Annotated in this window: 11 protein-coding genes and 1 pseudogene; 4 read left to right on the top strand and 8 right to left on the bottom strand. The window is 61.1% G+C overall.

Annotation, left to right across the window (positions count from 1 at the left end):
* Nucleotides 1-8: 8 nt before the first annotated feature.
* A complete protein-coding gene (locus tag U4Y88_RS36585) occupies nucleotides 9-1,130 on the top strand; it encodes an LLM class flavin-dependent oxidoreductase (RefSeq protein WP_321789841.1) in 1,122 nt (373 codons plus the stop codon).
* A 19-nt stretch (nucleotides 1,131-1,149) separates the two neighbouring features.
* On the opposite strand, the gene U4Y88_RS36580 is transcribed toward U4Y88_RS36585, so the two are convergent.
* From U4Y88_RS36580 to iaaH, 8 genes and pseudogenes are all read right to left on the bottom strand, one after another.
* On the bottom strand, nucleotides 1,150-2,247 hold the full coding sequence (locus tag U4Y88_RS36580) for a sigma-54 dependent transcriptional regulator (RefSeq protein WP_321789839.1): 1,098 nt from the start codon (nucleotides 2,245-2,247) through the stop codon (nucleotides 1,150-1,152).
* 457 nt (nucleotides 2,248-2,704) lie between these two features.
* Nucleotides 2,705-3,507, bottom strand: a pseudogene (locus tag U4Y88_RS36575) (aminotransferase class V-fold PLP-dependent enzyme); the annotation flags it as partial.
* Nucleotides 3,508-3,819: 312 nt separating this feature from the next.
* A complete protein-coding gene (locus U4Y88_RS36570; protein WP_321789837.1) occupies nucleotides 3,820-4,872 on the bottom strand; it encodes a porin in 1,053 nt (350 codons plus the stop codon).
* 59 nt (nucleotides 4,873-4,931) lie between these two features.
* The gene (locus U4Y88_RS36565) at nucleotides 4,932-5,627 is read right to left on the bottom strand and encodes an ABC transporter ATP-binding protein (RefSeq protein ID WP_321789834.1); all 696 of its coding nucleotides are present in this window, start codon (nucleotides 5,625-5,627) and stop codon (nucleotides 4,932-4,934) included.
* A complete protein-coding gene (locus U4Y88_RS36560; RefSeq protein ID WP_321789832.1) occupies nucleotides 5,624-7,408 on the bottom strand; it encodes an ABC transporter permease subunit in 1,785 nt (594 codons plus the stop codon). The genes U4Y88_RS36565 and U4Y88_RS36560 overlap by 4 nt, the downstream gene beginning before the upstream one ends.
* On the bottom strand, nucleotides 7,386-8,240 hold the full coding sequence (locus U4Y88_RS36555; RefSeq protein WP_321789830.1) for an ABC transporter permease subunit: 855 nt from the start codon (nucleotides 8,238-8,240) through the stop codon (nucleotides 7,386-7,388). The genes U4Y88_RS36560 and U4Y88_RS36555 overlap by 23 nt, the downstream gene beginning before the upstream one ends.
* 4 nt (nucleotides 8,241-8,244) lie before the next feature.
* Complete coding sequence (locus tag U4Y88_RS36550) at nucleotides 8,245-9,396, bottom strand: substrate-binding domain-containing protein (RefSeq protein ID WP_321789828.1); 1,152 nt, start codon at nucleotides 9,394-9,396, stop codon at nucleotides 8,245-8,247.
* Nucleotides 9,397-9,444: 48 nt separating this feature from the next.
* Nucleotides 9,445-10,851, bottom strand: coding sequence for an indoleacetamide hydrolase (gene iaaH / locus U4Y88_RS36545; protein WP_321789826.1), 1,407 nt, complete (start codon nucleotides 10,849-10,851; stop codon nucleotides 9,445-9,447).
* Nucleotides 10,852-11,011: 160 nt separating this feature from the next.
* Between iaaH and U4Y88_RS36540 the strand changes: the two genes are divergently transcribed.
* From U4Y88_RS36540 to U4Y88_RS36530, 3 genes are all read left to right on the top strand, one after another.
* Entirely contained in the window at nucleotides 11,012-11,809 is a 798-nt protein-coding gene (locus U4Y88_RS36540) for a helix-turn-helix transcriptional regulator (RefSeq protein ID WP_321789824.1), read from the top strand.
* A 1,127-nt stretch (nucleotides 11,810-12,936) separates the two neighbouring features.
* Nucleotides 12,937-14,394, top strand: a complete 1,458-nt coding sequence (locus tag U4Y88_RS36535) for a purine-cytosine permease family protein (RefSeq protein WP_321789822.1) — start codon at nucleotides 12,937-12,939, stop codon at nucleotides 14,392-14,394.
* A gap of 38 nt (nucleotides 14,395-14,432) precedes the next feature.
* Nucleotides 14,433-15,700: porin (locus U4Y88_RS36530; protein WP_321789820.1), on the top strand; the 1,268-nt coding region annotated here is incomplete at its 3' end.

Genomic DNA, 15,700 nt, shown 5'->3' with positions numbered 1-15,700 from the left:
AACGCCTCATGAGCATCGAATTCAGCTGGTTCCTGCCAACCAACGGCGACGGACCGCATCTCGCCAACAGCGGCCTGCCGAGGCCGCCGAATTATCTGCGCGACTTTCGTCCACCGACGCCCGATTACTTGCGCAGCCTCGCCGCCGCCGCGGAAGCGGCCGGCTTCGACCATCTGCTCGCGCCGACGGCGGCGGGTTTCGAAGATCCGTGGCTCGTCACCGCCATGCTTGCGAGAAGCACTCGCCGCATCGCTTTCATCGTCACGTTCAGGTCCGGCCTCGAACAGCCGGAACCGCTCGCGAACCGCGCCGCGACGCTCCAACGCATGAGCAGTGGCCGGCTGCGCCTGTTTGCGGCAAGCGGTTCGAGCGCCCACGATCAGCGCGCGCTCGGCGACTTTCTCGATCACGACGCGCGCTACCAGCGGACCTCGGAATATCTGCGCGTGCTGCGCCGTCTCTGGCAGGGCGCGGGACACACGGTCGCCGGGCGGCATTACGCGCTCAATGCCGCGCACCCTGGCGTGCCGCTGGAGCACGCGCCGCCGCTGTATCTCGGCGGCGCGTCGGCGTTCGCGGAACGCGTGGCGGCCAGCCAGAGCGATACCTATCTGCTCTGGGCCGAGCCGCCCGCGCTCGTGCGCGAACGCGTCAGGCGGCTCAAGGCGCTCGCGGCCATGCATGGCCGCCCGATCCGCTTCGGGGTGCGCGTACACGTGATCGCACGCGAGACCGGACGCGCGGCGTGGTCGCGCGCCGACGAATTGCTGCGCGGCATCTCCGAGCGCAACTACGCCGACGCCCAGCGCGAACTCGATCAGTACGAATCGGTGGGCCAGCGTCGGCAAACAGCGTTAAGCCGCGGCGCGATGCGCTCGCTGCGCGAACTGGAAGTCGCGCCGAATCTGTGGGCCGGCGTGGGCTTGACGCGCGGCGGCGCGGGAACGGCGCTGGTGGGGAGTTACGACGAGGTCGCGCGGCGCATCAGCGAGTATCACGCGCTGGGTATCGACGAGTTTCTGCTGTCGTCGTATCCGAATCTGGAGGAAGCCACGCGCGTCGGCGAACACGTGCTGCCGCGCGTGCGCCAGCTCGAACGCGAGCGCGAGCCCGCGCGACGGCAGACTTGAACAGACAGCGTGGCCGCCTTCAGATCGGCGGCTCCTCGTACAGTGCTTCGGGACGCGGATCGCTCAGGAGGCCGTAACGCGCGAGCAGCGTGCGCATGGTGTTGCGCGTCACGCCCAGCAGCGCCGCCGTGCGCACCTGACTGAAGCGGCAATGCTCAAATGCCTCCTTGACGATCAGCTCTTCCACATCGCGCAGCAGGCTCTCGCCCGGCGCGCGAAACAGACCACGGATGCCGGCGCGGATATCGTCCTGCGGCAGCGTCGGCGCGGGCTGGTCCGGCGCCGCATTCGCTGCGAGCGCCTCGGAAAATTTCAGGTGCTCCGCGCGGATCAGATTGCCGCTCGACACCAGCAGCGCGAGGTGAATGACGTTTTCGAGTTCGCGGATATTGCCGGGCCACGGATAGGCCAGCAAAGCCTGCACGGCGTCCTCGGAGAACATCGGCTGCGCGCGCTTGAGTTGCGCGCAGTAGCGCGAGCGGAAATGCTCGGCGAGCAGCACGATGTCCTGCGGTCTTTCACGCAGCGGCGGCAGGCGCACACTGGCCAGATTGATCCGGTAGAGCAGATCCATGCGGAAATTGCCGGCGATCACGGCACGCTCCAGATCAACATTGGTCGCGGCAACAACCCGCACGTCGACGCGCCGCGCGCGCGTCGCACCCACGCGCGTCACCTCGCCCTCCTGCAATACGCGCAGCAGTTTCGACTGGAGTGGCGCCGCGAGATCGCCGATTTCGTCGAGAAAAACCGTGCCTTCGTGTGCGTCCTCGAAATAGCCGGCGCGACGGCCTTGCGCGCCCGTGAACGCGCCCGCCTCGTGACCGAAGAGTTCCGCTTCGGCCAGTTGCGGATTGATGGCGCCGCAATTCACCGCGATGAACGCCCCCTTGCGGCGGCTGACATGATGGATGTGACGCGCGACCAGTTCCTTGCCGGTGCCGGTCTCGCCGAGTATCAGCGCGGGCGCCGCGCTGGGTCCGATCTGCTCGATGAAGCGCAGGACGGCGGCGGACGCCGGATCGGCGAAAACGAGGGCTTTGGCTCGAATCGAAAGAGGCTGCTGGTCGCTTTCCGGCAAGGCGATCAGATTGGGACGGTGGGCGTGGTTATCCATAATCCGACAGTTAGCGGACCGATGATCAAATTGCACCCGCGTCCGGAGCTTTGATATTAATCAAAATATGCGGACGGCTTAAATGCGAATTGATGCAATACTTGTGGTTACGGACCCGATAACGAAATAAGCGAATTTGCGCTTCGCGGCAGGTGGGTGCGAAGCGCAATTCGCCGACGATCAAACTTTTCGACTGACGAGCCTGGCGTATCGTCGCAGCACGCCTGCAACAGACGCGCGCATTCTCGCCGCTCGAACGTGAAGGTGCGCGCCAACAATCTCTGGGTACTGGGCTGGCTGGCCGACTACGACAAGCTGTCGATATCGCTGCGCATGCTTCATGATGAGTTCGGTGTTGATCGCGAAGCTGCGCGAGGCGTGATCGCCTACTCCGGCGACTCGACCAACGATGCGCCGATTTTCGACTATTTCCGGCACACCGCGGGTGTGAGCACCGTCATCGACTATCTGCCGCAATTGCGAACGCCACCCGCGCATCGACTTCATCGCAGGTGTTGTAGAACGCGAGCGACGGGCGCATGCTCGCTTCGCGACCGAAACGCCGCAGGATCGGCTGCGCTCAATGATGGCCCGCGCGCACCGCAATACCTTCTTCGCTGAGCGCCTGCCCCACTTCCGCCGTCGTGTAGCCCTTCAGCACGAACGACAGCACGCTGGCCTTGTCGCGCGCGGTGCCTGCGAGTCGCACGCCGGCAACGGGCGCGAGCACGCGCGTCGCGTAGCCGAGCAGATCGTGCTCGTAGCGCGCGATATTCTCGATGCGGACATGGCTCACGTAGTCGAGCGCTGCGCCCGGCCCCACTGCATCGGCGATATTGCCGGTGCCCGCTTTGAAGCGCGCGGGCGACCCATGAAACACCGTGCGCTCGAACGTCACGTCCTCGATCATGTTACCCCCGCCCTGCCACGGCGGCATCGCTTCGAGCGCCTCCCGCTTGCCGTACACCACGCCGATGCCGATCGGGCCGTAGATCTTGTGGCCCGAGAACACGAAGAAGTCCGCGTCGAGCACCTGCACGTCCACGCGCATGTGCGAAATCGAGTGGGCGCTGCTCACGAGCGCCTTCGCCCCGCGCGATGCGCCAGCTCGACGAACTCACGCACGGGCACCACCGTCCCCAACGCGTTCGACACCCGCGTGACCGACACGATTTTGGTGCGATCGCTGAGCGGTTTGCGGTACTCGTCGAGCAGCGCCTCGCCGGAATCGTCGACGGGAATCACACGAAGACGCGAGCCATTGTTGACACGAGGTACCCCAAACGACATCTTCTGTCCCTCTGCTCGAAGGTAGAGGGCACGGCGACCGCCCGCTCCTCTGCCGCGGTTTCACACTCGCCAACGTCGGGAGTCAGCAGGTGTCTGAGCCATCCCCGGCAGAGTATTCACCGCGCCCATCCGTTCTAACACTGCTCGCACGTGTCATACGACAAATCGGAATGGCTCGTCGCAACAGGTCCTCGATGCTTGCGTAGCACGCGGCACTGTATGCACGAGTTCAGACTTCTCATACCGTCGTGACGATTCGCCGTGCCGCATTTGACGATTTCGTCAGAACGAGTGTCGCATGCCTATGCGCATCGCCGTCTGAAATGCAGTACTGGACGCCCCTCCGAGAGCTGCCTGAATTTGCGGTCCGAACGCGTGGTCGTGAGCGAATGCCGCGACCCAATACAGATCCGTACTCTTGGAGAGAAAATAGTCGAGCCCTACTGTCATCTGATTCGCACTCGCCAGACCGTTGCTCCGTGTCTGAAACTGGTAACCTGCGCCCACGGAAACGGTAGGTCGCAGAAAGTAAGAAATACCGCCGTCGTATGTCGTCGCCCGTGCCTTATTGCCGGCGGTAAGCGACACATCCGTCACGACGCCAAAAACCTTCGCGCCGCCGAGCGCATACGACGCTCCTGCCGCGTACTCGGCCAGGTTCGACGTAGTCGTGGCGTTGTGTTGGAAGAAGTAGGCCAGCGAACCGTGGAAGCCGCCGCGGTTATAGTCGAGCATGAAGTTCATCGAACTGTCAGTTGCCATCGACCCCGCCACGTTGCCAAAACCGTACATTGCCCCGATAGTCAAGCCACCAAAGCTGGGCGACAGGTACTTCACAGCGTTGTTAACGCTGTCTCCCCACAGCCGGTTGTCCAGCGTTCCGCCACCCGCCGAATAGGCCGGCAGCCCCCACGCGAGCAAGCCCGCCGCCGTATTTCCCGCAATCGAATACGCCCAGAACGTGTCGCCGATAAGGTCATACTGACGCCCGATTTTCACAGTGCCCAAAGGCCCTTCGAGCCCGACCGACGCTTCCCGCCCAAACAGGGTCCCACTCGACGCTAACGCACCGTTCGAAAGCTGAAATCCGCTTTCAAGCCTGAAGATTGCATGGACACCGCCTCCCAGGTCTTCACGTCCCATCAAGCCCCACCGATCGCCTTGCGATACGCCGCTCGAAAGCTGTGTGGTAGCGCCGTGCCCGCTCGATGTCGTGACATTGTTGGTGTAGGTCACCCCTGCATCCATCAAACCATACAACGTGATTGACGATTGAGCATTTGCGTGCCCGCTCAGTGCGAGCGTGGCTGACGCCATGAGAAACAATCTTTTCATTATTCTGTATTCCTAATCAGAGTTAACGGAGAAATGATAGTAGGAAATAGCGATTCGCTTTATATCTGCAAGTAGCGCTCCAACGTTGCACGTCCCAGATCGCTCATCTTTCCGGAAACGACGGCTTCGCCGCGATCCATCACGATGACTTCGTCCGCGATCTTTTCGACAAAGCTGAGGTTCTGCTCGACTACCAAGAATGAGCGGCCAGCCTCCGCATGAGCTCTGATCAGCCGCGCCATCCGGTCGATATTCTCCGGCTGTACGCCTTCTGTGGGCTCATCAAACAGATTGATGCAAGCGCCAAGTCCCATCGTACGTGCGAAAGCAAGCAGCTTGCGCTCCCCACCGCTCAACAGCCCAGCGGCTTGCGCCAGTCGCTCCTTCAGGCGCGGAAACTCCCGAAGCATTTCTTCGTAGCGCTCACCACGACGCTCGCGCAAATGCAGCCAAAGATTGTCGTTGACGCTCAGGTCGCCGAAAACCACGTTTTCCTGCGGCGAATATGAGATGCCAAGTTTAAGCCTCTCGTGCGGCGCCAGCGCGGCCAGATCTGCGCATCGCCACCGGAGGCTGCCACCCGAAACGGGTAAAAACCCGGCCAACGTCTTCATCAACGTCGTCTTGCCTACGCCGTTGCGGCCCACCACCGCGACAACGCTCCCCTGGCTCACTCGACCCGACATGCTCCTGACGACCATCGTGTCCCCGTAGCCGCATGTCACGTTCTCAAATTCCAGCGCCACGTCGTTCATTTGTGAGCCCCCGCGTAGACTTTTCTAACCTCCGGATTGGACTGCAATGTCTCCAGGCTGCCCTGAGCCAACAGGCGTCCCTGATGAAGCACCAGCACCTCGCCGCCCAACGCGGCCACTGCCGCAAGATCATGCTCGATCAGTAGAGCCGCCGCGCCGAGCCGCTCGACAGCGCGCCTGATGACCTTGATCATATGATGCGTCTCGGCGGGAGACAGACCGGCACACGGTTCGTCGAGCAGTAGCATTTTCGGCTCCGGCAACAGCGTCATCACGAGCTCGAGCGCCTGTCTTTGTCCCTGCGACAAACGCCCCGCGAGCGTGGCGCCCTGCTCTCTTAGCTCAGGAAAATATTGCAGCAGTTCGTCGAGGAGCGCGGTGTGCCAGCCAAGTGGCGCGTGTCCAAGCACCGCGAATCCGCGCAGACGTCCGGCCCATAACGCAATCGCCAGATTTTGGGCAACGCTGAGATCCGCGAACACGGAAGGAATCTGCAATTTCCGCCCCACGCCGAGCCGCGCAACCTTCCACGCCGTGTACGCGGTCACATCATGCTCCCCCACGTGTATGCGGCCAGCGCGCACATGTAGTCGCCCGGTCATCGCGTTGAAAGCGGAAGTCTTGCCCGCGCCATTCGGGCCGATTACCGCACGGATGCCGGGGCCGTGCAGTTCGAAACTCAGACCATCCAAGATCTTTACAGCCGACTGGCTGACACGCACGTCCGCAAACTTCAGCGACAATTGGGGCAGGGCCTCGACAGGCGGTGCATTCGTCGGTTCGGGATGCCACGCCGTCGCGACGTGCCAGCGCCGGGTCAGCAGGTCGGCCAGACCGCCTGGGGAAAAACGCACGACGAAGATGGCAGCGAGCGCGACCAGAACTTCCCAGTACGCGAACAGGTCGCGCAGTTCCGCCGATGCAAATCCGACCAGCACAGCGCCCACCAGCGCACCATAGGGACTCGCCTTGCCTCCAATCGCGGCCCAGATCACAAACTCTGTGGAGAGACCAAAGCCCATCGTCTCCGGCGTCACAATGCCTTGATCGACCGAAAACAGCGCACCGGCAACGGCCGCGAGTAAGGCTGAGATCGCGTAGGCCTGCGCCTTGATGCGGTCCGTTGCATAGCCGAACAACTGCAAACGGTCTTCGTTTTGGGCCACGGCTGTCCATAAAACACCGAGCGGCCTTCGTGTCAGGACGCCGAGCGAGAGCGTGCTGAGCAACGCGACCACAGCCACGAGCCAGTAAAACGTGCTGTAGCGTTCGAGTCCCGGGATTTCGGGAATTTCACCCATGCCGTTGAAGCCGCCCGTCACGCTGCTCCACTGCTGAACGATCAGGAAACCGAGCATGGTCATCGCGAGCGTAATCAGCGAAAAGAATGATCCGCTGCGCGAACTGCGCGAAAAGATCAGACGTGCGACGACCCATGCCAGCAGCGAGGGCAACGTCAACGCAACGACAATCCCAATGACGATCAGCGCAGGCCGCCCCGCGAGCAACTTTAGCGCGCCGCCGCTCAGATAAGCGCCGAGCCCGAAGAACAGCGCTTGTCCTAGCGGCAGAAAGCCGAGACGTCCCCAGCACAGCGCCACACCTTGCGTCGCGATACCGTAGATAAGAAAAAGTGCAATCTGATACGCGAAAAAGTCGCCGCCGATAATGGGCACACCAATCAACGCTGCTACCAGTCCGAGCATCGGCCAGAATGGCTTGCTGCGCGTCGAGGCAGCGACCACCCTCGCGGTCTTGTCAGCGACGTGAGAAGAGACCATTGGGTTTCAGCCAGAGAAAGAGTATTGAAATCACCAGCACGGCTGCATAGCCGCTGGTTTGGCCTGCCACTGCGCTGACCGCTGACTGCGCACCGCCGATGATGCCCACGCCACCAGCAAAGCCTCCCAGCGTGCCGATACCGCCCACGACAAGCGCAAAAAAAGCGTTGAGCAGGTAGTCGAGACCCATGCCAGGCTCGATTGGTACGAGCGGTGCCAGCAAAGTTCCGGCGACGCCGGCACAACAGACGCCGATCACGAACGTTTGCGAAGCCAGTCGACGGCAGTCGATGCCGAGCGCCTGCGCGAGCGTCGGGTTGCCGACCATCGCGCGTACACGCAGCCCTGCTGGACTGCGCCGATACCAGACAAGCAGGCCGACCATCAGCAGCGCGGCAAACACGATCAAGGCGAGCCGATACGCGGGATACGGCACGCCGAGCGCGGTCGTCGGCACGGCAAGCGTGCTCTGCACGTTGCGAAAGCCCTTGCCCCAGACAGCCTCGACCGCCTTGCGCATCAGGATGGCAAGCGCCCAGGTAGCAAGCAACGTGTCGAGCGGGCGGGCGTAAAGCTTGCGCAGCAGCCAACGCTCCACAGCCCAGCCGAGCGCCGCGCAAACAGTGATGGCAAGTGGCAGCGCGGTAATCAGTGGGAGTCCCCATTGCTGTACCGCCACCACCGAATAGGCGCCGAGCATCACGAATTCACCGTGTGCCATGTTGAGCACGCCCAGCAACCCGAATACGATAGCGAGGCCGAACGTAGTCAGCAGCAGCGTCGCAAGCGCGTAGGCGATGTTCAGCCCGTGCAGGAGAAAGTCCGATATCATCGCGCTACACCTTGCAGTTCTGTCCGGAGCCGACACCGGCGAAGGTTTCCTGCACGCGGAAGCCCTTGTCGTCGACATCGGCGAGGTAGATGTTTTGTGTGACGTGACGCGCTTTGACAACCACCGAACCGCGTGGACCGCTGTAGGAGGCGCCGTCGCTGGCGGCATCCATCTTTCCGGCATCGAGCGATCCGGCCTTGTTGGCCACAGCCTCGAACATCAGCAACCCCTCGTACGTCGATTCGCCGATGTCGTTTAGCACAGGGGCTTGCGAGCCGAAGCGCTTCTTGTACGCATTCGCGAAGTCAAGCGCGGGCGGCGTCTGCAGCGTGGAGAAATACCCAGCGCTCGAATACAGATTGTGTGCATTCGACACGCCGATGCCGGCGAGCGTGTTCTCCTCGATCAAGGTTCCCAGACGCAGCACCTTGTCGGACAGCCCAAAGCTCGCGAATGCCCTGTTGAAGTTCACGGAAGCGCCGCCGACCAGCGTTACGAGAACCGCGTCCGCGCCGCTGTCGCGAATGCGCGCGAGGCTGGCGTCAAAATTGGCCACCGTGAAGGGCAGGTATTCCTCGCCCACGATCGATGCGCCTGTCCGGGCGATATACCCTTTAGCCGCAGAGTTCGTGTTGCGAGGCCACACATAATCATTTCCGATCAGATACCACTTCTTCGGACGACGATGCGTTGCGATCCACGGAATCACAGGTTCGAGCTGTTGCTGCGGTGTCTCACCACACACGAAGGTACCGTGCGAACATTCGCCGCCCTCGTAGACCGACGTATAAAAGTACGGAACCTGGCCGCGGAAAAGACCAGTCAGTGCACCGCGGACGGCGCTGTCGTGATTACCGATCACCGCTTCCGCGTGCTGGCCACGCCACAATCGAAGCGCGGTCTGCGCGGATTCCGCGGGCGCGAGACCCGCGTCGCCGAACAGCAGTTCGATCGGCCGGCCCAATACTCCACCCCGGGCATTGATCGCTTCGCCCGCGAGTTGCGCACATGCTTTCGCTGATGGCCCGAACAGGCCCGCCGGTCCGCTCATTGGCACCATCACGGCTACTTTCAGGGACGACACGGCCATCGCGCGCGGCAACAGCAGGCTCGCGGCAATACCGGTGGTGGCCTGCAAAAATTGACGACGTTTCATAGTGTGCTTAGAAGAATGACGGCATGGGAATTGCGATCGCGCGAACACCTATCGATTTGAAGGCGGCAGCGGCATGGGTTCGAGAATGGATTCGATGGCCCGCCCTATCGCAAGGATGCGCCGGTCGCTGCCTGTCGGGCCGTCGAGTTCCAAACCGACTGGCAACCCTTCGCTCAGCCCGACCGGCAGCGACAAGCCTGGCAGACCTGCATTGCTTCCCGGATCGGTATTGCGGGCGACCGTGGAAAACGTCGGTACAATCCTACCGTTGTGGACGATATGCTGGTCCTCGCCGATCAATGGAGCCGTGCAAGGCGTGGTCGGGAACAGCAATGCATCGACGCGATGGTTCACGAACGCGTCGCGATACGATGCCTGCAGCCGTTCACGCGACAAGAGCGCCTGCCGATAAGTTGCTTCGGAGATCGCGCCGGCGCCCAGCAGCGGAGCGACAATCGCCTTGACATCGGGGCTACCGACATCATCGATGAGCGCTTCGAGCGTCACGCCGCGTTCCTTGTCGCGAAGATAAGAACGCATGTCGCGGACGAATTCGAAAAACGTCACGGCCAGACTGACTTCGGCATTGATCGCGGGAATGTCCGTCGCCTTGACCGGCACCAGTTCGACGCCCTCCTTTTGGAGGCTCGCGAGCGTACGGTCGATCACCGAGCCGACGCCGGCAGCGATATCCGTCCAGAAGAATGGCTCGGGAATGCCGAGCCTGAGTCCACGCAGATCAATCTCGGGAAGAGCCGACATGTCTCCCGACAAAACACTGTCGATCAAGGCCACGTCCGCGACGCTTCGTGCCAGCGGACCTGCCGTATCGCGGGTTGCGGATATCGGAGCGATGCCGTCTGCGCTGACGCGTCCTATCGAAGGACGCAAGCCAACGGTACCGCACAGCGCCGCCGGAATTCTCACCGAGCCGCCGGTATCGGTGCCGATCGACACCGGCACAAGACGGGCAGCGACCACCGTACCGGAGCCGCCGCTGCTGCCGCCGGGAATGCGAGACGCATCCCATGGATTACGTACTGAGCCAGTGACTGCGTTATTCGAAGTAATGCCCAGGGCCAGTTCGTGCATGCCGACCTTGCCGGCAATCAATGCGCCTGCACTGCGCAGACGTTCGACGAGCGTGGCATCTCGCTTGACAGGGCGGCCGTGCAGCGCGCGCGTCCCGTTGCCACAAGCGAAGCCGAGCGCGTCAATGTTGTCCTTCAGCGCGACAGGAACGCCGAGAAGGGGCAGCCGCTCGCCGGCAGCGAGCCTCGTGTCTGCGGCGCCCGCCTGGTCGAGCAGCCCAGCCGCGTCGAATTCCACATAGCAGTTCAATGCGTCTGATGATGACGTTCGATCGATCCATTGCTCAGTCAATTCAACGCACGAGACCTGGCGAGCGGCGAGGGCATCCCGTACTTCGATAGCGGTTTGGTCAATCAATTCCAAGTGTGTTTCTCCCAAATGTTGTGTGAAGCGTACGAAGCCGTTTTTTGGGTGCCTACTATCAGGATCAATAGGCCGCACTGACAGCCCGCTTATTAGCCGACGTGGGAAACACCGATTGATGACAAATTTTGGAACGGGTAATCTCGCACGTCCTCTTGTCATGCACGACACCTATCCAGGTTATCCAATGCATCTTTCGTCTCATCAACTTCGTGCCTTGAGCAACGTCATGCGATTGCTGGCTCGGGCCGACGACGCCGACGAATTGCGTGTCTCGCTCGGTCAGTCAATGCTCGATCTGCTGGAGGCGGACACGTATGTGTCGATGGTCTGGAATGCGAAGTCAGAACGCTTTGAACGTGGAGAGGCCGTGAATGTGCCGGTCAGCAGGCTGCGCGAGTGGGATGAGTACTATCGTCTGATAGACCCGCTTACGTTCGAAATGATGGCGCGTCGGGAGCCAACCGTAGCCACGCAGATCGTCGCTCAACCGGAATTGACTCGCACCGAATTTTTCAACGATTTCCTGCGTCCAGATGGACAGCACTGGGGCATTAACGCTTATTTCTTCGATCAGGATGTCGCGATGGGCGACTTCAGGATCTGGCGTGCCCGTGCCCGCGGCAACTTCGGTGCAAACGAAATCGAATTGCTGCGCATGCTCGAATCGCCGATTGCAGCGACGCTCGGTCGGCTTAGCCGTCTATCGGTACAAACTCAGCTAGCCGTACCGGTGACGCTGCGCGCCGAGGAAATATTGCAACGCGAGGCAAATCTGAGCCAGCGGGAAGCAGAAGTCGCGGCGTTGGTGGCGAACGGTCTGTCGGACAAGCAGATCGCGCGACATCTCGACATCGGTATTCCAACGGTGCGATATCACTTGGGGAATGTCTTTCGCAAAATGCACGCAAGCAATCGAACGAGCGTCACGGCGCGTGTCTGCGCGATCGTCGACTGAAGGCGTGAAGAACGCGGCGAAATCGCCCCTTCGTTAAGGGGTGGCGTAGCGGTCCACCCAGCGGCCGCGGCGGAGTACACGAAAACGCGTGCCATCCGCAGAATCGGCGAAGGCACCGTATCTCCGACCGGCGTGGCCGTCTTCGAAATGCGCTACCTCGGACCGACTCGCAGCGTCGGATCGCAACTTCGCCACGCAGATTATGCGAGCGCAATGCGCCGTTGCGTGTCCCGGTGAATTGCGATCACTGCGGTCAGCGAAACCAGCGCCGATACGAACGCGGCTGGCCATGAAGCGCTTGTGCCGACCAGCCCCGATGAGCCGACGCGCCGACAGCCTTCCCGCTCGCAATAGCCGCGAGTGTTACTTCGTCTCCATCCTCGAGCCAAGGTAAGCGAGTCCGCCGTACTATCTAGACGGTCTGACCAGAAGTTGCCAGAGTAGTCGCCATCACTTCGATCCCCCGAACCCTATGTTTCGGTACGACTGTGAGAAGCACGCGGCTACGGTGCTGCCAACAACCTGCCGCTTCAAGCTGCTTTTTCACGATTGCACTACCTGCCTGTTCAACTAGAATCGACAGTCCGTTGGACAGTTAGTGGCACCTCCATCATCGCGGCAATGAGCCCGACGCCGGCAGAGAACAAGTATTTGCTTGGAAAGCTTGTGTATGTAGGGGCACAACGCTAGCCCGTACTAGGCCGAACGACATCTAAACGGACGATTGCTCGAAAATCGAAATCGCCATTGGCGACCTGCCAAGCGCCTGCCCCTCGAATATGCCGGATTCGCATGCTCCGACAGCATTTTTGACGCAGGTAGCGCATGAATTGGCACGCCCGGGACATTCGATCCGACGTTAAAGATTTTGCGGGTGCGGACAACAACCGGAATTCGTCATTGCCAACGGTTCCAGTGGCGTTTTTGACCATCGCACCAGCGCGTCGGAGGGTCTGTAACTGGCACCCCTGGTTGACAATTACGGCACACAGAGCGGAGCGACAAGAAATTGGCGCCCCTACGCTTCGATTCATGCCGTGTCTTCGGCCCGGCATAACGATTCGAGGCTGTCAGTTAATAGTCAGCAATCTCAACTTTAACGTCCGTTTTTTGAATGCGACTACCCCATGAGCCAATCTGATTTTGTCGAAGCGCGTTCGTTCGACTTCATTCCCGAACGCGAACGGCACGGCAACGTGACCGGCCAGTTTCAACTGTGGTTCATGATCAACGCGACGCTGATCACGCTGTTGACCGGCGCAGTCGGTGCGCTATACAAGCTCGATCTCACGTCGACGCTGTTGGCGATCGTGCTTGGCAGCGTTTTCGGCACGCTATTCCAGGCGTTCCACGGAGCGCAGGGGCCGCGCATGGGACTTCCGCAGATGATTCAGTCGCGAGTACAGTTCGGCTCGCGTGGAGCGGCGATTCCGCTTGCTGCGGCAACCCTTTGCCAGTTCGGCTTTGCCGTGTTCTATATTCAAACCGGCGCGCAGTCGCTCGCCGACGTCACGCGATTCGCGCATCCGCAAGCGCTGCAAATCGGCTTCGGCATCGCAGCGATGGCCGTGGCTATCGTCGGGTATCGACTAGTTCTGCGGGTCGAGCGCTTCGCCTCGTATGCGACCCTGCTCAATCTGGTCCTGCTAAGCATTGCCGCCTTCACATGGCTGCCGATGCGCGCGCTTCTCTCCCAGCACCACTTCGCCGTCGTGGCATTCCTCGCGCAATTCGGCGCATCGGCCACCTACCAGATCGCAATCGCGCCGATTGTGTCCGACTACACACGGTATTTGCCGAGTCGCACCAAAGGCGGCTTGGTGTCATCCGCAGTTTTCTTTGGAACATTGTTGTCGGCCGTATGGCTGGAATTTCTGGGCGCGGCGCTGGCCGCCGCATTTCCGTCCATCGATCTGATAGTGTCGATCCGAGATCTGGGCGATCGGTTCGGTTTTGGACTCGGATCGGCCACGATGATCATCGCCGCAGTTTCGTGCCTGATCGCTTGCTCTGTGACGCTTTACAGCGGCACGGTGGCCGTGCTCAGCGCTGCCGAGGCATTTCGCCCCATCCACTCGACGGCCGCGTTGCGTGCGTCGACCATCGCCTGCGGCGGCCTGCTAGCGATCGCCGCTGTGGTCTCGATGCCTGCCAACATCCTCAATTCGTTCTCCGCCTTCCTCAGTCTACTAAGCTACTTCCTGATTCCGTGGACAGCGATCAACCTGACCGACTACTACTTCGTCCGTCGCGGTGCGTTCTCGATTACCGACATCATGCAGCCGAACGGCGGCATCTATGGAAAATGGAGCGCGCCAGGCATCATTAGCTACGTTTGCGGATTTGTCGCGATGATCCCGTTCTTCAGCACCTCGCTCTACACCGGAGCGATCGCCACAAGACTTAACGGCGCTGATATTGCATTCTCCATCGGACTGGTTTTTGCGACGGCGATTTACCTGTTCCTGATGCGGCGTTTCGATCGCGCCGGCGAGCGCGAGATCATTTCCCGCGCGCCGCTTAATACACTGGATTCCTCCGATTTGTCATCCGGCGGAGAGACCGCTATGGTCGTCGCAGGCTGAGTTTTAGCAGCCGATCACCGACATGACCGCGCTGGCAATTGTCCATCGTCGCAGCCAGCCGTCCGTACCCTAATCGTTCCGTTCCCTTATCTACGGCCAGCCGCTCCGGCTGGCGGCGACGACGCACGACCGTTGTTGCGACGTCAACCCCGCTCTTTTCATTATCTCTATTTATGACTTACCTAAAACACGCTATCGCCATTCTGTTAGCAGGCCTTTCGCTCGACACCTACGCGCAAAGCGCAGTCACCCTGTACGGCACGCTCGACGTGGGGCTGAATTTCACTAGCAATGCCGGTGGTCATAGCGCGATTCAGATGGCGAGCATTGATCAGACCATCAGCCGCTGGGGACTGAAAGGCAGCGAAGATCTCGGAGGCGGCCTGCAAGCTGTGTTCGATCTGGAGAGCGGCATTGATCTTGAAAGCGGAACATCGGCCTACGGCAGCCGGCTGTTCGGTTACCAGTCCTATCTCGGGCTTCAGTCTGACAGGCTCGGCACGCTGACATTCGGCCGGCAAACCGATGCGATTACCGACACGATCGGTCTGTTGACGGCCAACGGCAACTGGGCCGGGTGGCTGTTTTCTCACCCTCTTGACAACGACAACACAGATACGACCTATCACGTGAATAACTCGGTTAAATGGACGAGTCCGACGCTGAACGGCGCCAGCGCGGAGGTGCTGATCGGCCTCGGCAACCAGGCGGGTGCATTTGCGGAAAACCGCGTGCTGTCGGGTGGCGTCACCTACGCCTACGGCACGCTGTCGCTCGCGGCGGCGATCACCCGGCTGTCCAATCCCGGCGCCAACGCCGAAGGCGCAATCGCGTCGGACGATTACGCATTGCAAAGCGCCGGCCAGACCACCTACGGCGTGGGCGCCAACTATGGCCTTGGCAAGGCAACGCTCGGGCTCGTCCTCACGCATGCAAACGTCGAGCAGGCCAATGCGTCGCTGTATGCGGGGTCGCTTGGCCTGCCCAAGCCTGACATCAGCTTCAATAATATCGAGTTGAATCTGAAATACGATGTGTCGCCGATGCTGTTCGTCGGCGGGATGTTCACGTACAGCCGCGCCCATGTTGGCCGGGGCGCTGACACTGCGGTGATCCACTGGAACCAGCTCGGCCTGATGTCGCAATACAGCCTGTCAAAACGCACGGCGTGCTATTTGCAACTCGCCTATCAACAGGTCTCGGGCAACGACGGGTCGTCATTGTCCTACGGGATGATTCCTGGCAGCGCCGGCATCTCATCGAACGGACATCAGGTAGTAACGCGAATCGGCGTGACTCACTCGTT

Source organism: Paraburkholderia sp. J94, assembly GCF_905220285.1.
Taxonomy (GTDB): Bacteria; Pseudomonadota; Gammaproteobacteria; order Burkholderiales; family Burkholderiaceae; genus Paraburkholderia; species Paraburkholderia tropica_A.
Note: the sequence above shows the minus strand (reverse complement) of the source record. Positions and strands in the feature narration are given on the sequence as shown.